The sequence below is a fragment of the Anaeromusa acidaminophila DSM 3853 genome (assembly GCF_000374545.1).
In the GTDB taxonomy this organism is placed as follows: domain Bacteria; phylum Bacillota; class Negativicutes; order Anaeromusales; family Anaeromusaceae; genus Anaeromusa; species Anaeromusa acidaminophila.
Genome location: NZ_KB894589.1, coordinates 120111 through 139786, shown reverse-complemented (window position 1 = coordinate 139786; position 19676 = coordinate 120111). Strand labels below are relative to the sequence as shown.

Sequence of the window (19676 nt, the reverse complement as noted above, 5' to 3'; positions counted from 1 at the left end):
TGCCCGCTCCGCCGCTCATCGTGTCCTTGCCCGCTCCGCCGTCCAGCACATTGTCGCCGCTGTTGCCGGTCAGCACATTGGCCAGTCCGTTGCCGATTCCTGTACTCGCGCTTCCCTTCAGGATTAGGTTTTCTACGTTTTCGCCCAGCACAAAGTCCACCGTCGCTTGCACGAGATCGGTGCCTCCATTTACACCTTCCACTACAACATCGTCAACGGCATCGACAAAGTATGTATCGTCGCCGCTCCCGCCGACCATAGTATCCACTCCGGCTCCGCCATCCAGCACATCATTTCCGGCTCCGCCATCCAGCATATCGTTACCGTAGCCGCCAGTCAGTTTGTTGGCTCCCGAGCCGCCAACTAAACCCACGTTCCACGTCGCCGCCGATGCATCCACGTTCACGGCTCCCGTTCCTTGAATCGCTAATTTTTCGATTTCGTTGTTCGCCGCAAGGGTAAAGGTTCCGCTGGTGATCGTGCTGCCTAAAAAGACTCTATCTGTACCTTCCCCTGCCGCCTCATTCACCGTATCACCTAGACGATCAATCCAATAGAAGTCATTCCCGGTGCCTCCTGCCATCTTATCTGCGCCGGCTCCTCCATCCAGCAAATCATTACCACCGCCGCCAACAAGTTCATCATCTCCAGCTCCGCCTATCAGCCCGTCATTTCCGCTACCACCGATCAGTAGGTTTGCTCCGGGCCCGCCAGTAAGTTCTATCCCAACCGTCGTAACCGACGCATCCACATTCACGGCTCCCGTTGCCTCGACAATTATAGTTTCAACACCATCATTTTGTATAGTGAGCGTACCGCTTGCCCCCCTATACAAAATGCAGTCCCTTCCTTCGCCAGGGTTTTCAAATACCGTATCTTGGCCATCTATAATGTATGTATCGTCCCCGGCTCCGCCTGTCAGGATATCCTTGCCCAGACCGCCAACCAATACATTGTTGCCGCTGTTGCCAATTAGTTCATTGTCCAGCGCATTGCCAACTCCATTGACATTCCCGGTTCCTTCCAAGGTCAGATTTTCTACATTTGCTCCCAACGTGTACGTACTCCCGCTGGCCAACGTAGCCACTACCGTATCGGTGCCCGCGTTGAGACCTTCCGTTACCACGTCCAGCAGGTTGTCTACCTTATAGGTGTCATTGCCCGCTCCGCCGATCATCGTATCCGCCCCGGCTCCGCCGTCCAATACATTGTCGCCATTGTTGCCGGTCAGCACATTAGCCAGCTCATTGCCTATTCCTTCGACCGCGGCTCCCTGCAAGGTCAGATTCTCTACGTTTTTATACAAGCTAAAACTATTCGCCGTTGATATCACAAGATCGGTACCTTCATTAGTACCTTCTTGTACATAATCAAGCCAGTTATCTACAATGTACGTATCATTCCCGCGTCCGCCGTACATACTGTCCTCTCCGACTCCGCCATCCAGCACATCATTGCCAGCCCCGCCATACAATGCATCGTTACTAGCCCCACCATATAAAAAATTAGTGGTGGCATAGCTGCGCAGAGTATCCGAGTCATCGCCGCCGGTAACAGAAACTTTTGAGCCTGCCAAAATTCCCGGGATAAGGGTCTCAGCCGTATAAGAAAGATATTTACTAACCGCTACATTCAACCCGCTCATGTTCCAAACAACTTGATTACCCGAATCCTCCGTTTGGATGCTAGTAATCGTTCCTGTGGCTTGTCCATTTGCATCATAAGAAAAAGAGCCTGAAAAACGTTGAAATCTTTCTTGTGCATCTTCCCCTACGACTTGTGTATATTTAATTAAAATTTCAGAACTACTGCTTGAAACAATTCTTTCTCCCGAAACTGTAAAAGTATAAAAATCCACCCCCATAAGAAAACCAATAGTATGCTGGGAAAACCCTCTAAACGATGTAAGCGCTGCCATATTATCCCTCCAAGTAAATTATTACAATAAAAAGTAAATAAAACAGTTCCACATAATAAAAAAAAAATCCTTCTTTTCCCATTTTTTTCGGAAAAGAAGGATCTATTTAAGACTTTAGTCCCACATTTTTGCGTATGCGCCTTTTTTATTCAACAGTTCGTCATGCGTACCCTTTTCCACAATCTGACCGCGATGCATCACTAAGATACTGTCGCAGCGTTTGATCGTAGCCAGACGATGGGCGATCAAAATCAGCGTTCTATTTTGAGCAATTTGATTTAGATTCTTCATCAAAATATATTCCGACTCATAATCCAGCGCACTTGTCGCCTCATCAAAAATCAGCACCCGAGGATCTGTCAGCAAGGCCCGCGCCACGGCAATCCGTTGCCGCTGCCCGCCCGATAATGCAGAACCTCGTTCCCCGACCAGGGTCTCATACCCCTGCGCAAGGTCTGTAATAAAATCATGCGCCCCTGCCAGCCTGGCTGCATTCTCGACGTCCCCGTCGCTTGCCCAGGGATGCACGATGCGGATGTTTTCGCGGATGGTGCCTTGAAACAGCTCGCTCTCCTGGGTAACCACGCCAATCTGCCGCCGCAGCCAGGACGGCTCCACCTGTGCCAAATCCATGCCGTCAACCAGTACCTGCCCCGCTTCCGGCACATACAGGCGCTGCACCAGTTTAGCCAGGGTGCTTTTCCCGGACCCCGAAAGACCGACAATGCCCACGCACTTTCCTGCCGGAATTAAGGCCGAAACCTGCCGCAGAATCAGCGGAGCCTGCTCTTGATAGCGGAAGGAAACGCCGCGAAAACAGATCTCGCCGCGAACTTGTTTCAGCGTGGTCCGGTTCGGATTAAAGGCAGGTTCTCTTTCAGCCCCTAAAATGTCTTTTAGTTTGTTCATAGACACGGAAATCTGCTGGAACTGCTGCCACATCCCCAGCAGCCTTACAACCGGGCCGATTGCCAAGGCAGCAATCATTTGGAAGGCCACCAATTCGCCGACACTCATTTTGTCAGCCATAACCGCCTGCGCCCCAAACCATAAAATCAGCAGATTTAACACCATTTGTAAAAACTGGCTCAGGCTTCCCACCACATTGGTCAGATGATTAAGACGGAAGGACGCTTTATTAAAACGGGTCAGCAGTTCTTCCCATTTGCGGTGCACCAGCGGCTCCACCGCCATTGTTTTCACCGTTTCAATACCGGTAACCTGCTCAATTAAAAAGGACTGCATCTGAGTCCCCTGCTCGAAGCGCTCATTTAAGGCCCGTTGAAACAACGGCACCGCCACTAAATTCAGCACTAAAAAAACAGGAAGCGCCGCCAGCACCAGCAGGCTCAAGGTAACGCTGTAATAAAACAATACCCCAAAGTATACCAGAGCAAATAAAACATCGACACCGGTCATCACCGACACGCCGGTCAAAAACCGTCTTACCGTTTCCAGTTCCCTCACACGCCCCACAATATCGCCAGCCTGGACGCGCTCAAAATAAGCCAGCGGCAATTGCAGTAAATGCGAAATCAAACGATTGCTCAGCGCTGCATCAATGGCGCTTCCTGCATGGACCACAATCCAGGAGCGGAAATACGAGAAAATGCTCTGAAACACCGTTGCAAAAATCATGGCAATCATTAATACATCAAGAGTTTGCAAGCTGTGATGCACTAACACTTTGTCAATAATCACTTGCGTAAACATGGGCATGACCAGCCCAAAGCCCTGCAAGGCCAGCGATAAGCCGACTACTGCAAAAAACTGCCTGCGGTATTGCTTGAGGACAGAAGAAAACCAGCTAAAGTCAAACTTTGCAGCCTCTTTTTGTTCTCCCGCCCGCCCCAAAAGCAGGATATGCCCTGTTAACTTTTCTTTAAACTCCGGCCACATGAGCACCCGGGTCTGCGGTTCTCCTGGAATCGCCAGCCAAGCCTTGTCACCGTTAATTTGCAGCAGCAGCCCTGCATGTCCTTCAGAAATTTCAACAACCGCCGGCGTGGCCGGCGAATAATCGCCAGGCGCCTCGCACATTTGAATCAGCTTAGCTTTTAAGCCCAGGGATTTTGCCGCCCGCACCTGGGTAGACCAGTCCATTCCTTCCGGCCCTACCGCATACGCTCGCTGCAGCTGCTGATAATCAGCCGGAACCCCCAGCATTTGCGCCGCCTTAACCAGGCACAACAGGCCTTCGTCAATTCGTTCTTCCCCCATGTCTACCTCTCCCGCAGCGCTTCATTTTTGTATTGCCGGAACGGATCCAGGAAAAATTCGATAATCTGCTTTTCACGAATCTTGATTTCCGCGGTCACGCTCATTCCCGGCGAGAGGAAAACAGCGTTTCCATTCACAAGAATCTGATTCTGATCCAGCGCTAGAACCACACGGTATACCCGCCCTTTATCCTTGTCTTCTACCGCATCGGCCCCCACCTCGGAAATCGTCGCCGGCAAGGTGCCGTATTTTTGGAAGCTGAAGGTTTCCACCTTGACCTCCGCCTTTTGACCTGGATAAACAAAACCCACATCTTTGTTCGCCACCCAGGCTTCCACTTCCATTTCTGTTTCTTCCGGCACAATCACCATCAACGCCTGCGCTGCGGTTACAATGCCCCCTACGGTATGTATAGACAGCTGCGCCACCCTGCCGTCCACCGGCGAAACCACCTTGGACAAGCGCTCTTTTTCTGACGCCTTCTTGAGTTCTTCCGCGTACTCAACCCATTGCTTTTTGGTTTCCAAAAACTGACTTTGCACGTCCGCATTCCACTGCAGCGTCAACGCAGAAAGCGACTCTTCGCTTTGGGCCAGCACGGCCTGCTGCCGCCGGACCTCCGCCTCTTGGATTTTCATGTCATTTTCAAGCTCAATCCGTTTTGATCTATGATCCAGCAGCACAAACAGCGCGACCGCATTTTCCTCTACCAGTTTTTGAATGCGCTGTTCTTTTTCGGCGGCAATTTCATAAAGACTGCTCGATTTCTGCAAATTCGCCCGGGCGGAAGTAATGCCCGCCTCCGCCTGAATCACAGCTGCTTTGCCAGCTGCTAGTTTTGATTGATAATTGTTGACCCGGCTTGAATAAAGCTGCATTTGCACATCGATATCGCGCTGATCCAGTTCACTAGAAGCAGGCGGCATAAACGGCTGGCCGCTCGCTTCGGCACGCAGGCGCTCCAGCTGCAGCGCATAGTAGGCCGTATCATGGCGGATTCTGGCGAGATCCGCCCCAGACACAGTGGGGTCTAACTCCACCAGCACCTGCCCCTGGGTAACCCGCATACCATCTTTGACATGAATCGCCTTGACAATCCCCTTATCTTCGGCCTGTACTACTTTCACCTGTCCTGCCGGAATAATTTTACCCGGCGCAACGGCAACCTCATCCACGCTTCCCGCGATGGACCAAACCAGCACCAGAATTAAAAAGAGTACACTCGCCCACAAAAGCCCCCGTCTCCAGGGAGAGGGCGGCGTTTCCGACAATTCCAGCGCTGATGGCAAAAACTCACGCTCTGTTTGCTTCCAGAATCTATTTTCCGTTCTTTCCCACAACTTTCGCCACATATTCTTCATTTCTGCCACCCTTCGTACTGCAGGCGATACAGATGCGCATACAAACCATTGTTCTGCATCAATTCTTCTGCTGTTCCGCTTTCAATGATTTTTCCTTGATCCATCACGTAAATACAGTCACACTTCTGCAGCGTATGCAAACGATGCGCAATCATAATCACGGTCCGCCCCTGGACAATGTAATCCAGATTCTTCATAATGGCCTGCTCTGACGGATAATCAAGAGCGCTCGTCGCTTCGTCAAAAATAAGTACCTTAGGGTTGTTTAAAAGAGAACGCGCAATGGCAATCCGCTGGCGCTGTCCGCCCGACAACTGCCCGCCCCGCTCGCCGACTCTGGTATCATAGCCGTCCGCCAAAGACAAGATGAACGAATGGGCCCCCGCGATTTGAGCGGCCCTTACCACTTCATCCATCGAAGCCCCTGGTCTGCTCAAAGCAATATTGTCTCGAATGCTTCCTTGAAACAAGTAATTTTCCTGCAGCACTACGCCGATTTGGCGCCGCAGCGCCAAAGGCTCCCATGCCTCAACTTCCATGGGCCCCATCTGGATACTTCCCGCTTCCGGCAGGTACATGCGTTGCAGCAGCTTGGCAATGGTGCTTTTCCCTGAACCGGAACGCCCGACCAGACCGATGCAGCTTCCTTCTTTGATCTGCAGGGAAACCCCTTGCAGCACCGGCGGAAGCTGCGGCTGATAACGAAACACCACATCCTTCAGCACAATATCGCCGGAGAAGCGTTCCTCCTTGACGCCTTGACCCGTTCGAGGCTCCGGCGCCTGCCGCGTCAGATCCGCCAAACGCTCCGCCGCCATAAAAGTCTGCTGCATAGTCGGCCAAATCCCGATCAGGCGGAACAGCGGCCCGTACATCTGCTTAGAAATCATTTGCATGGCAATAAGCTGTCCGACCGTAAGTTCATTGGCAATTACCATTTTACCGCCAACCCAGAGCAGCACAAAGGACGCGCAATACTGCACAAGATTGCCCAGGCTCGAAGAAGCTACGGCAACCACGCTGTTTTCACAGGACGCTTTGGCCATTTTGGCAGTCATCTGTTCCCAGCGTTTCATAAATTGTGGTTCAATCGCCATCGCTTTGGCGGTCTGAATGCCGTTGATCATTTCCACCAAATAGGCATTGCTCTCTGTGCTGATCCCCCACATGGCCTCTGTTTTCTTTCGATAAACCGGAGTCAGCAAATAATGCTGCGCAATATAAATAGGAGCAGCCGCTAAAACAAGCAGCGTAAGGGTCGAGCTATACTGCCACATGACAAAAAGGAACACAAAGCCAAAAAGAAAGTCAATTCCTAAAAAGGGCGCAACACTGCTCAAAAATTCCCTGATTGAACTCAGCGAAGAAATGCGCAGCAGCGTATCTCCAATTCGCTTTGAGCGATGGTACGCCAGTGGCAGGGAAAGCAGGTGCCGTACCAGCCAGCTGCCCAAAATCACGTCAATCCGGTTTGTCGTATGCGCCAGCAAATACGTCCGCAGATACTGCATCCCGAACTGAAACCCCGCAAGCACCGCTGCCAGAACAATCAACACGTTCAGCGTTATCATGCCTTTATGAATAATGACCTTGTCGATAATTACCTGGGTGAATAACGGCACCACCAGGGCTACCAATTGCAGAAAAAAGGAGGCGACCAGCATTTCATAAAAATACTTGCGGAACCGTTGCAGCACTTGCCAGATCCAGCGCAGGCGCAAAGAACGCAACCACTGGGAGAGGCGGAACTGCTTCTCCAAAAACCAGCCTTCACCGCTCCAGCTGTCCAGCAGCTCCTCACGGCTTAATTGCTGCAGCGCCTCGACCTGCTGCGAATTCCACACCAGAAATTTTTCATCATTCTTCTGTAATACCGTTATGTACGAACCATTCCTCTGCTTCAGCAAGCAGGGGGACTGCAGCGATTCAAAGGTATACTCCCTCTCTATTCTCCGAAAGGCAATACCCGCAATTTTGGAAAACTTCCCGATAAACTCCTCTTCATTTTCTTCCGCCTTAAGGGCTTCCATTTTCCCGACGTATGGCGCTAGCTCTACCTTGAAGCACTGCGCGACAACACATACGCTTTGCCACAATTCATTCAATACAGGTTGGTCTGTTTCTTTCATATGCACCAGCCTTTGCTTGCAATAAATACAACAAGCCGGAGCTTGCCCCGGCTTGTTATATCCCTCCTAAAATCATCCACGACTACTTAAAACCATGTGATTTTATACTTATTTTACTATTTTGCACCATCTAAAAAGGAACTGTCAAGAAAAGGATTACGCCTTTCCTTACTATTATTTCTTTACAACACATGATTAAGTTTATTGCTTCCCTGTCTTCATAATGTGTGCTACATGGTCATATATTTCGCGAAAAGCAGGATATTTTTCAAATAAATATCTTGCTATAACTTGCATCAACTCAAAATCATTTTCATGGTCAATATCTAACACTGCCGTATCAAACATTTTTATTACATCGCATTTTCCTGCAAAAATTGTTTTTTCGCTTTCAAGAAATGATGGTGAATAGGCATATAATGATGCGTTCATATCATACAATACAGGAGCCTCTTGCCGTGTATTAAAATTAGAGCTAATAACACGTTCATAACCGCCAGCCGTTTTTTTAACCATATTAAAATAAGGATTGCGCCTCGCTCCGGTAACAGAAAAAACGACGTCTACCCGTGCAGATGCCTTTTTATCCACTAAATTTTTGATGTCCTCAACGGTCCTAAGAGGCGAAGTAATATCAAGATCAACTACCATATCATAGCCAACTTGTTTACGTTGCCGCATGAGGCTTAAACAATTGTTAATAACAGCAGTTTTAGGCGTGTCATCGGCAGCCAGCAGCGGCGCTCTATGTATTACATCAACCGCAAGCTTAAGCGTAAGCTTTTCAACCAGTTGGATCAAGTCAACACTATCAGTGTTCAACGCTATATCAAAATAAATATCCGGATTTTTTTTCACAAATAGGTCTATAGCCGAAACAGTATAAAAAACCAAAGGGTATCCTAAAAAGCTCTTTATATTCTTATTCTTCACTCCTTTTGAGCCAGCTCGTCCGCATATTGTAAACAGTACGTTCATAAGATTACAACTCTCCCTTGGATATTTTCAATACTTCAACTGCCCTCAGCAGATCATTGTCATTCTCTGCTTTGCCTTCAACTATATTAAAAAAATGTTCCAATTCTTTGAGTTGAAACGCATTTCTGTCTTCCCTTAGTGAGATAGTCCTGCCACTTTTTAACAATCGCACTTCCCCTGAAATCAAATCCCCAATAAGAGTATCTTCTTTCATAAAGAGCTGCACTTCCCTAATCGGCTGACGTCCAAAATAGTCAAGATGCACTTCCGCCATCATGCGCTCATATCTAGCTACATAAAGTGAAAGATCTTCACTGTCTATTTGCAAATCAGATACCTTTCCTTTAAGGTTTAACACTTCAACAGGACTGCCAAATAAATAGCATAAATAATCCCATTCATGAATTAAATCAATAGAAACCCCACCGCCTTGACTTCGGTGAGCACTGTAAGTTCTTCTATAATCCTCCCCCGGACGCCACTCCGGCAGATAACTTGAGCAAATACTTCTCGCACAATACACTTGCTCCAGATTCACTTCGTTTTTCAAGTACTGAATCACTTTTGTATAACGCAAAGGACATGCTACATAATACACGCCATCATCTCTGAAGGGAAGCACATCTAAATCTAAATTTGCACTGTCAAATACGGGTTTCTCAATAAACATATGCCTTGTTTTTCTTAGAAAACGTTTAACTGTTTCATAATGAAGATGTGTTGGATTCGTAACAAAAACCACATCATAATCATCTGGGACAGCTTCACTTTCAAAGTATACTTTATGAACTAGCTCGGAAACCGTTGCCTCTAAGGCCGCCCCTTTGCCGCTTCGAATTAAGTCAACAGAATAGGACAGATTGCGGTTATCTAAAATAGAAACCATATTTTTTAGATGTCTTCTTCCTATAGATCCTAATCCAACCATAGCAATCTTATAGAATTCCCGTCCCAAAACTACACCTCAATTCTATCGATTAGCTTAAGGATATCCCTATCTTTTTCAAAAGTATACTTCATTGTGCCTCCTTTTGCTACAACCTCAAAAAAATTCAAAATTTCATTGGCATAGGCATTCTCTACGACAAAACTGCTATAATCAGCCAACTGCTCAACAGCATGGTATACAACTTTGTTTTCATCCATCTTTTCATCAAAATTATATCTAAACAGCCCCGTAGGCGAACCATCCCATCGAAGATAGAATAGTTCTCCAAAAACCTCCAAATTCCGCACGGCTTTTCTGGAAACAATATCTACCGCCAAAACCCCCTTATGCCCAGTAGCATGTTGCACTAGCACAAGGTAATTATCATTATAGTTAACATCCAGAGATGATATTTTATCTTTTACAACCGTCATATCTACTATCTCACCAAAGGTATCTGTCAACCAAGGCAGTTCAATCGCAAATATCTCCCTACATCCACTTGAACGCTTATCACTAACAAAAAAGCCTTTATAATTTTCCCACGGATGCCAATCTGGCAGGTATTGCCCCACATGATACGTATAGTTTAGTTTACAAGAAACTTCTTGAGTTGCTTCCTTAATATATTTAATTTCTTCTCTATATAAGAAAGTAGAAGACAAAAATAATACTAGTTTTTTCTGCTTTGCCTGTTCAATGTTTTCCTTATATCCGTCCTCAACCAAATTGAGCTCCGTAAATACATGCAGGCCAGCTTGTAAACATTCGTTAATAATATAGTTATGCGAAAGCGGCGCAGTACACACAAATGCAGCTTCAACCGTTTCCGTTTGCAACAATTCTTTCAAACTGCAATAGGTAGGAATCTGCCATTGTGTCTCACAACTTTTCCGTCGCTCCGGATTATTATCTACGCCAATAATTTGAAGATCGTTATTGATTTTTCGCATTAAACGAATTCGACGATTCCCCATTGACCCTAGGCCAATTACTACAACTTTTTTCAAGTTCTTCAGCTCCTAACATTTCGGAACCATTTTAGTTTGTACTATTTCCAAAGCATCCTCTGCCCCTAGCAAAATCAACCAAAAACGTCCCAAAACTCTCCATTGGCACGCTCTAAATCCGCACGCTGACCAATATCAAGCCAATATTCTCTAACAGGAAAGATACTCACTGTCTGCTTATTGTGCAGTAATATATCAAATAAATTTGTCATATCAAAAAAAATTTCTTGGGGAATTAACTCTACTGCATCAGGTTCCAAGACATAAATTCCCGCATTTACAAAAAATTTCTGAACTGGTTTTTCGTCAATTGCTTGCAACTGTTCATTTTCCATCCGCACAACCCCATATGGAACTTGAAATGTATATTCACGTACGCACATCGTCGCAATTGCTTTTTGCTGCAAATGAAAATCTAGCAATTGTTGAAAATTTACTTTTGTCAGTAAATCACCATTCATCACGATGATAGGCTTAACCGGCTTTTCCGGCAACAGACTGATAGCGCCCGCCGTTCCTAGACGTTTAGTTTCTTGCAAATACTCAACCTGTACACCTAATGATTTCCCTGTGTTGAAATACTCTTGAATCATTTCTGCCTTGTAATTCACAGAAAGAAAAAATTTTTGGAATCCATATTCTTTAAAGTTTTCAATGATCGTCTCTAATAAAGGCTTCCCTCCCACAGGAATTAATGGCTTTGGACAATCCTTCGTCAATTCGCCCAGCCGACTGCCTAAACCGCCAGCCATCAAAACAACCCAATTATCATGCAATGGCACACTTAATAGCTCATCAAGCCGTTCTAAGCCTATAACACGATACTCTTCGTCCAGAACTGGCAGTTGCCGCAGCATCCGTTCGCGCATAATCCGCAAAACACGTTCACGCCCCTCACCGATTCTAATCGTGACAGGCTTAGAATTCATTACCTTTTCTACGGGATTACTTAAATCGCTTCCTTTCAAAATGGCCCGCCGGACATCTCCATCGGTTACGGTCCCTAAAAGCCGATCATTTTCGTCAACCACAAGTCCGATCTGCAGAGCACTTGCATCAATTATCTGCATTGCCTCTAATACCGTTACCTGCGGATGTAGCTTGACGCTTTGCCAATGTTTCATTTGACTCCCCTCGCATCTTTATTCATTGCATTGCAACACTCGTCCAGGCACACCTGCGACAACCGAGGCATCTACTACATTTTTCACGATCGCCGCCCCTGCAGCAATGGTACAATCCCTGCCAATATTCACCCCTTGAATCACAACCGCTCCCGCACCGACATGAGATCGTTCCCCAACGAAAACCCCGCCAGCCAACACCGCCCTTGACGCAATATGCGCATGGGCTGCAAGCACACAGTCATGCTCCACCAGAGCTCCTGTATTCACAATAACATTGTCGGCGATTTTAACGCCAGTCTGCAAATATGCCCCAGCCATAAGCTGAACTCCACTACCTAACTGAACATCTTTTCCCATAAATGCTGTAGGATGAATCAAATTCGGAAATAAATATCCTTGTGAATAAAAACATTGAAACAACTTTTCTCTTGTATTAGTTGCTCGAATCGAGCCTAGTGCATTTACAAGGCCTACCGAATCAGGATTATATTGCAACACTGTTTCGTCCGGACCTAATACCGGAATATCGAAAAATGCGTTCTTACCATATAGGTTCTTGTCAACATCGGTAACTCCAATAATCTGTTTGCCTTGTGAAAGCAATAAATCTGCCAACACCTTTGCATGTCCACCAGCACCTAAAAGAATAACTGGTTTTTCAAATTGCTTCATACGAGTTCATCCTCAGTATAATCCTTTAAAGCTCTTGTCCCAAGGTAATCCCAATACCGCTCAGGAGACACGCCATTTCCCGGCCGTTTTATGGTCAGGTTCTCTTTGGTAAAGATCTCACCCTCACAAATTTTCCGCCCAGCAACCAGACTTTTTCTGGCTGCCAATCGATTTTTTCGCTCGTGAAGTCCTGGCGCTTTAATACCATTACCTAAAGCCGACTCCATATTTCGCATTTCTTGTGTTAACTGCTTTAGCTCCGCCGGTTCAAGCGAAGCCTTGTGGTCAGGACCTGCCATTTGTTTATCTAGTGTAAAATGCTTTTCAAGCATGCATGCTCCAAGAGCCACCGCCCCAATTGAGACAGCCAACCCTTCCGTATGATCCGAGTAGCCTACCGGCAATCCAAAAGTGCTTTTCATTGCCTGCATGGCCAACAAGTTAACCTCTTCCATTGGCGCCGGATATTCCGTCGTACAATGAAGCAGAGTCACTCTCTGATGCAATAGCTGTTGCCCATCCTCAGAAATGTATGCATTATAAGCATCATCCCAGGTAAACTTTTCAGCCCCTATGCCCAAACTATATCCATACGCAAGTACTGCAAGCGCTTTTTCGATTTCGCCAACAGTAGCCATTCCTGTCGATAAAATAATTGGCAGTCCCGTCTTGGCCGCTTGCAATAAGAAAGGAGCATTCGTAAGGTCGCCTGAGGATATTTTTATGATTTTAAGTCCGCAAGAATCCACCAGAAAATTCAAACTATCTTCATCAAAAGGTGTTGCTAAAAATTCGATTCCCTTTTCCACACAATAGTTTTTAAGCTGCAAAAAATCGCTGGATCTCAGCTCAAGTTTTTGCAGCATTTCATATTGACCACTATTTTCTCTTGTGTTTTCCTGCTGATAGGCAGCTTTCGGAGCATAGCGCGTAACCAGCTTGTCGGATTTAAACGCTTGAAATTTAATCGCATTCGCTCCCGCATCTGCAGCTGCAGCCACCATTTTCATAGCAGTTTGCAAACACCCATTATGATTTACCCCTGCTTCGGCTATGATATAGGTCTCTCTTTTTTGCGTCACAATGCAACCTCTCCTACATTTTCCGCCGCCCTTAGCACGTCATTTAACACTGGCATGTCGAAAAATGTTTTTCGCAATAACTTTTCACTCACTATCGATGTTTTTAGCACTGCAAGGATTTTATCCGTACTTCTGCCATCACCAAAAAGCGAAATATCTTCTTGATTGATTTTGCGCAAAAATCCCTGGTCCATCGCTTGCAAAATAGCATTTTTGATATCTTCCGCGGATCGTTGACAATCCAAAACAGACAGCGCGCGTACCCTCCCTTTTTGACGATTGCCAATATTAATTGTTGGCTTTTTGAAAAAAGGCGCTTCAATAACACCGCTAGACGAATTTCCAATTACCAAGTCAGACTGCCGCAAAGCGCTAAAATACCGTAATTGCCCCAGCGACATCTGAAAACAAGCTCTTTTTCCTTGAGCACGTACATATTGTTGCAACCGTTGATTAATCTTCTGCCCGCAAACATCTGCATTAGCTCCGGTAAAAATCAATCCAGCTTCAGGATACTCGTCCATTGCTTGCAACAAAGCCTCTACCATTCTCATATTCTCTTGCTCGGCCAACAATGTTTCTGGATGAAGCGTAATTAGAAAATTTATCTTTCGAAAAGAAAATCCAAGTTCTTGTTCTAAATTCGCTTTGGAAAGCAATTGCAATTGCCGAATGCTTTCGATTCCAAGAGCGCCTACATTGAACACGTTGGCTGGTTGTTCCCCCATTTGAATAACGCGATTACGGTACTCTTCAGTTGCTGTAAAATGCAAGTGCGACATTTTGGTAATCGCATGCCGAATGCTCTCATCAAAAGCTCCTTCCGTTCGCTCTCCGCCATGAATATGTCCAATAGGCACGCCTAATAGCATTGCCGCTTGCGCAGCTGCAAGAATTTCATAACGATCTCCTAATAGCAGGACAATATCCGGCTGTAATCGCGCCATTGCCTCTGCCATCCCTAAAATACCCACGCCTACCGACTTTGCGATACCGACTGCACTATCACTCGATAGAAGCATATCAATCTTTGCATCAATAAGAAATCCGTCATTTTCAATCTGCCGATACGTTAACCCAAAAGCAGGCGACAAATGTGCCCCTGTAACTAGCAGCTGCAATACAAAGTTCCTATCTTGTTGAATGCCGCGCAATAACGGAAGAAGCAGTCCATATTCAGCTCTCGTCCCTGTCACAACACAGATCTTTTTCATGTTCTCACTCATGGTGTAAATTGGCACTGCTCGGAATATTTATTAGACGCTTCGAAATATCATCAGCTACCTCGCATGTCATGCGCGGACATGTCCGAAACATAGGCAGCGTATACATCAGATTCCAAACAGGCCTTCCCATTATGCCAGCGTCATTAAGAGCAGCTAAGACGGTATCGCGCTCCGCCGCCAGATCAGCATCCAATAAAATTGCATTCAACCAGTAATTGCTTTGGGCAAAACTTGGTTCTACAAAAAAAGAAATCCCCTCAACCCCTGCAAAAGCTTGACGGTATGTATCCGCCAGCTTGCGTTTTGCCTCTACAAAAGCTGGAAGCTGCTCCAATTGAGCACAGCCTAACGCTGCATTTATATTGGGTAAACGATAATTATAGCCGATTGCATCATGCTGAAATTCCCAGCGGTGCGGCACCTTGGCCTGGGTTGTCCAATGCTTGATTTTTTCACCTAACTCTTCATCATTGGTCAATACCGCCCCCCCGCCGCCGGTAGTAGCGATTTTGTTGCCATTGAAACTCACTGCTGAAACCAGGCCCCAATTCCCTGTATGTTTCCCCTTGTAAAAAGACCCCAGCGACTCCGCAGCGTCCTCCACCAAAACCAACTTGAACTCTTCGCAAACCGCCAAAAGCTCATCTAAATCCACTGGGTGTCCAAATGTGTGCATTGGCACAACCGCCCGAATACGCCGACCACTTTGTCGATTATAGCAGACATCGTTTTTTAGTAGAGCTATCTTTTGCAAATAGTCGCGTAACTTTTTTGCATCTACGCCCAGGGTGTTATACTCACTATCTACAAAATGGGGAACAGCTCCACAATAGCTCACCGCGTTTGCCGTCGCAATAAAGGTCAACGCTGGCATCAGAACTTCCTCATTTTGCTCCACACCAGCCGCTAAAAGCGAAATATGCAGCGCAGCCGTGCCATTTACTACCGCTACCGCGCGCTTAACACCAGTATATTCAGCTAGTTTCTCTTCAAATAAGTCAACGAACTTGCCAACCGAAGAAACCCAGCCCGTGTCTAAACATTCTTTGACATAAGACCATTCCGCTCCTGCAAAGTTTGGCTCATGAAGAGGAATAAAGCCTTTCTCTTTCGGCAAAATACTTTTCAACACGCCCAATAACTGAGAAATATCAACTTGTCCTTTTTTCATATATTATACACTTCCGTCTTGTAGCGCAGCAGGTTCTGCTGGTTAGAAAACCAAGCAATCGTTTCAGTAAGGCCTCTAGCAAAACCATCCTTACCTCCATAACTAGGTTCCCAGTCCAACAACCTTTTCGCCTTTTGGTTATCCGCCCAGAGCCGCTCCACTTCACTTTTTTCCGGGCGCAAACGAATTTCCTCCGTTTCTATTTCGATTTCCCGCCCCATCGTTTCTGCAATCAACTTCACCGTATCACCAATCGAAATTTCATAATTGCTGCCAATATTAATAACTTCGCCAACTGCTGCTGGTGACTTGGCGACTGCAATAAATCCGGCCACAGTGTCTTTAACATAGTTAAAATCTCTTGTCGGCGCTAAGGCGCCTAGGCGAATGCGTTGTTTGCCTGCAGCAATTTGCGTAATAACCGTCGGAATAACCGCCCGAGCTGACTGACGCGGACCATACGTATTAAAGGGCCGGATGATAGCCACCGGCGTATTGAAAGAATTGTAAAAAGACATGGCAATCTGATCCGCGCCAATCTTGCTTGCCGAGTATGGAGACTGCCCCTGTAATGGATGTTCTTCTGTTATCGGCACAAAACGGGCCGTTCCATATACCTCGCTGGTTGACGTATGAACAATCTTTTCCACCTTTAATTCCCGAGCAGCCTGTACCACATTTAATGTCCCTTTTATATTTGTATCCACATAAGTATCCGGCGAATGGTAGGAATAAGGAATGGCAATCAACGACGCTAAGTGCAGCACCACGTCACACCCCTGCATCGCCGTTTTGACGCCATGCGGATCTCGTATATCACCTGCAAAAACATCCAGCTCTTTTTTCACTTCTGCCGGCGCCTCTTCCAGCCACCCCCAAGAATTGAAAGAATTGTACATAACGAACGCCCTGACGTGAGCTCCTTGACGAACCAATTCTTCTGTCAAATGTGAGCCAATAAAACCATCCGCGCCGGTTACTAATACTTTTTTCCCTCTCATAAAGCTACTCCTTTCTATCAAAAAATTTATTTCAAAAACGTTATCCTGTACCTTTTACCACACTGCCAATCGTCCCTGCAATAATTCTCAGATCAAATAAGAAGGATCTATTGTCCAGGTAATATGCATCCAATTCAACTTTTTCTTCTAGCGAAATATCGTCGCGACCATTGATCTGCGCCCAGCCAGTAAGTCCAGGACGAATGGAAGCAACTCGCAAGCGGTTTCTCTTTTCACGCAAATCATACTGATTATATAATGCGGGCCTAGGTCCTACTATCGCCATATCGCCCTTGATAATATTAAGCAACTGAGGCAATTCATCAATACTGTACTTTCTAAGATAGTATCCAACTGCCGTTATATAAGACTGACTGTCAGTCAATTTTTCCGTCGCAACATTCGGAGTTCCCACTTGCATCGTTCGAAACTTATACATCGTGAACTCTTGATCATTAATACCAATTCGTCTTTGACAAAAGAAGATAGGCCCAGCAGACTCCAGACGAATAAGAACCATTACAATAAAAAAAAGCGGACTAAAAAAGCACAATGCCCCCAAAGACATAACTATATCAAATCCCCGTGAAAGCACCAAAAGTCTCCCCCTTACACTTTACCTCACAAAATTGTTCACCGCAAATGCCTCAAAAGAATTTCCCACATTTGGGGCAATGTTTTTTTATCATTAAATTCCTCTTCTATTCTTTTCCGAGCTTTCTCGCCCATCTTTTTTCTTTTTTCGTCATCACCAAGGATAACGCTTAACGCTTTCCCCAACTCACCAGGACAACCAACGGGAACGAGAAATCCGGTCTCTCCATCAAGCACCTCTTCCCGACAGCCCCGAATATCAGTTGCCACCACCGGCTTACACATCGCCATCGCCTCTAGAATTGACAAGGGTAATCCTTCCCGATAAGAAGGCAGCGTGAATACATCCATACAATTCAATACTTTCTCCACATCCGTGCGATGCCCTGCAAATATAACCTGCTCACGCAAATTTCTATTGTTCATTAACCACCCGTCAATATCCTCTTGAATTTTCGCATCACGATCTTTCGCTCGGTTGTCACCTACAATCAGCAGAACCGTCTCAGTCTGCTCTGCAGCAACTACCTTAAACGCTTCTAAAAGATCAAGCACACCCTTCTCCCGAACAATACGGCCAACAAAACCTATCACTTGAGCGTCCATCTCAATGCCCAACTCCTGGCGAATCTTCCACTTATCACTAATTGCATTGACAGTATCAAAACGGCTTAAACTAATACCATTATTCACATGATATAAGTTAGAAGCTGAAATAATATTTTCTTTCATTGCAGCTTGATAATCTTCCAAGCTGACTGTAACGACCACATCAGTACACCATTGCCCCATCAATTTTTCGAGGGCAATTACCATGTTTCTTTTCCACGGCACCATATTTTCATGAAAATAAAATCCGTGTGCAGTATAAATAATCAGCGGCACTCCGGCTAAGCGTGCTGCAATCCTGCCAAGAACACTCGCTATAGGAGTATGCACATGCACAACATCAAACTTTTCATTTTTCATATACCGCCACAAATTTAGTATGGCAAGCAAATGTTTCAGCGGTGCAATATGGCGGACAATTTCAATAGTCCTAATCCTATATCCTTTCTCTCGAAGCTCGGTTACGTCTGGACCGTCTGAACAAACAACCTCAACCTTAGCCCCTTCTTGTTCACATTTATTTATCCACGGCAATAAGATATTCTTTACAGTAAAGTCAACGGCACAAACCTGCAATACTTTTAGCTTCTTCACGGAAATCTCCTCAAAAACATACTAGCGAAAAAAACGCTTACACCTATTTTTTATTACCGCCAGCCCTTTCATTCGCCAAAACAGGCATCGTGAAAAAGGAGCCACTAAATAAAAAAATCGATTCTGATAATAATCAAAATAATTCCCTTGCTTCACGCAGCATTTAAAGTACTGAACTGCACATTCTTTTTGAATCTCTTGACCAAACGGTTCCATTTCTGCTGCGTGACTCAAAAAAGACAACCACGCCTCTTTTTCCTTTAACGAAAACCTCATGGTTTCCATGTTTTGAAGCAATGAAATCTCAGCATGAATTTCAAGTTCTCTAGCAGAAGGCTCTATCTTAAAAGCACTCAACGCTTCTTTATACACTTGTTTTAATACCTTTTGCCGTTTTTCCAGCTTACGATTGGCTTTAGCGGTTATGCTTTGTGCTGCTATTCGATACCGCAATAAGCAAAAAGGTAAGTTCTCCAATTTAGTCACAAGAGACAACTTGTTCCAAAGGCCATAATCTTCGCAAGCCTCATATTGGTCTTCATAAGCGAAGCCATGTTCCCGAAAAACCTTGCTTCGCATCAGAACGCTGGGATGAATCAATGCCGATTCAAACAGCTGTCGCGCCACAATCTCTCCGTGCATAAACGGCAATGAACTAGTCCGCCCTAGATACAACATTGAATTCAAAAACAAAAAAGCCTGCGATCCTAAAACCCCAATCTCCATATTCTTTTCCATATATGCAACTTGCATTTCCAGCCGGCGGCGACAAGAAATATCATCGGCATCCATGCGCGCAATGTAGCTCCCTTGAGCCAAGGCTATCCCGCGATTAAGGGAGAACACAATGCCGCGGTTTATCTCATTTTGATACAATTTAATGCGTTTGTCATTGAAAGAGTTTATAACATCAACGCTAGCGTCAGTGGAAGCATCATCAATGATAATAAATTCAAAATCAGTATACGATTGCTGTAGTATGCTCCGTATTGCGTCTCCCACATACTTCTCCGCATTATATACAGGCATAACAATAGAGACATTCATAATAGCCCC

15 protein-coding genes and 1 pseudogene are annotated in these 19676 nt (G+C 45.7%); all 16 read right to left on the bottom strand.

The window, feature by feature from the left end:
• Window positions 1-1918, bottom strand: a pseudogene (locus C508_RS20485) (hypothetical protein); the annotation flags it as partial.
• Window positions 1919-2032: 114 nt separating this feature from the next.
• A complete protein-coding gene (locus tag C508_RS0107715; protein WP_018702974.1) occupies window positions 2033-4138 on the bottom strand; it encodes a peptidase domain-containing ABC transporter in 2106 nt (701 codons plus the stop codon).
• A gap of 2 nt (window positions 4139-4140) precedes the next feature.
• Entirely contained in the window at window positions 4141-5499 is a 1359-nt protein-coding gene (locus tag C508_RS0107710; RefSeq protein ID WP_018702973.1) for an HlyD family type I secretion periplasmic adaptor subunit, read from the bottom strand.
• Window positions 5496-7628, bottom strand: coding sequence for a peptidase domain-containing ABC transporter (locus tag C508_RS0107705; protein ID WP_018702972.1), 2133 nt, complete (start codon window positions 7626-7628; stop codon window positions 5496-5498). The genes C508_RS0107710 and C508_RS0107705 overlap by 4 nt, the downstream gene beginning before the upstream one ends.
• Before the next feature lie 201 nt (window positions 7629-7829).
• Window positions 7830-8606 (bottom strand): acylneuraminate cytidylyltransferase family protein, encoded by a 777-nt coding sequence (locus C508_RS0107700; RefSeq protein ID WP_018702971.1) that lies wholly within the window; start codon window positions 8604-8606, stop codon window positions 7830-7832.
• Between the two features lie 4 nt (window positions 8607-8610).
• Window positions 8611-9561 (bottom strand): Gfo/Idh/MocA family protein, encoded by a 951-nt coding sequence (locus tag C508_RS0107695; RefSeq protein ID WP_026319433.1) that lies wholly within the window; start codon window positions 9559-9561, stop codon window positions 8611-8613.
• Between the two features lie 2 nt (window positions 9562-9563).
• Entirely contained in the window at window positions 9564-10544 is a 981-nt protein-coding gene (locus C508_RS0107690; RefSeq protein WP_018702969.1) for a Gfo/Idh/MocA family protein, read from the bottom strand.
• A 74-nt stretch (window positions 10545-10618) separates the two neighbouring features.
• Window positions 10619-11668: a nucleotidyltransferase family protein gene (locus C508_RS0107685; RefSeq protein ID WP_018702968.1), complete on the bottom strand. Its 1050-nt coding sequence runs from the start codon at window positions 11666-11668 to the stop codon at window positions 10619-10621.
• A gap of 18 nt (window positions 11669-11686) precedes the next feature.
• The gene (locus C508_RS0107680; protein ID WP_018702967.1) at window positions 11687-12343 is read right to left on the bottom strand and encodes an acetyltransferase; all 657 of its coding nucleotides are present in this window, start codon (window positions 12341-12343) and stop codon (window positions 11687-11689) included.
• A complete protein-coding gene (gene neuB / locus C508_RS0107675; protein ID WP_018702966.1) occupies window positions 12340-13425 on the bottom strand; it encodes an N-acetylneuraminate synthase in 1086 nt (361 codons plus the stop codon). Before neuB ends, C508_RS0107680 begins: the two co-directional genes overlap by 4 nt.
• Window positions 13422-14639 (bottom strand): UDP-N-acetylglucosamine 2-epimerase, encoded by a 1218-nt coding sequence (neuC, locus tag C508_RS18125; RefSeq protein ID WP_018702965.1) that lies wholly within the window; start codon window positions 14637-14639, stop codon window positions 13422-13424. Before neuC ends, neuB begins: the two co-directional genes overlap by 4 nt.
• Window positions 14640-14643: 4 nt before the next feature.
• The gene (locus C508_RS0107665; RefSeq protein WP_018702964.1) at window positions 14644-15822 is read right to left on the bottom strand and encodes a LegC family aminotransferase; all 1179 of its coding nucleotides are present in this window, start codon (window positions 15820-15822) and stop codon (window positions 14644-14646) included.
• Window positions 15819-16823, bottom strand: a complete 1005-nt coding sequence (locus C508_RS0107660) for an NAD-dependent 4,6-dehydratase LegB (protein ID WP_018702963.1) — start codon at window positions 16821-16823, stop codon at window positions 15819-15821. The genes C508_RS0107665 and C508_RS0107660 overlap by 4 nt, the downstream gene beginning before the upstream one ends.
• A gap of 40 nt (window positions 16824-16863) precedes the next feature.
• Complete coding sequence (locus tag C508_RS0107655) at window positions 16864-17418, bottom strand: sugar transferase (protein WP_026319432.1); 555 nt, start codon at window positions 17416-17418, stop codon at window positions 16864-16866.
• Between the two features lie 38 nt (window positions 17419-17456).
• Complete coding sequence (locus C508_RS0107650; RefSeq protein ID WP_018702961.1) at window positions 17457-18620, bottom strand: glycosyltransferase family 4 protein; 1164 nt, start codon at window positions 18618-18620, stop codon at window positions 17457-17459.
• Window positions 18621-18641: 21 nt separating this feature from the next.
• Window positions 18642-19667 (bottom strand): glycosyltransferase family 2 protein, encoded by a 1026-nt coding sequence (locus tag C508_RS18120; protein ID WP_018702960.1) that lies wholly within the window; start codon window positions 19665-19667, stop codon window positions 18642-18644.
• Between the last annotated feature and the right edge of the window lie 9 nt (window positions 19668-19676).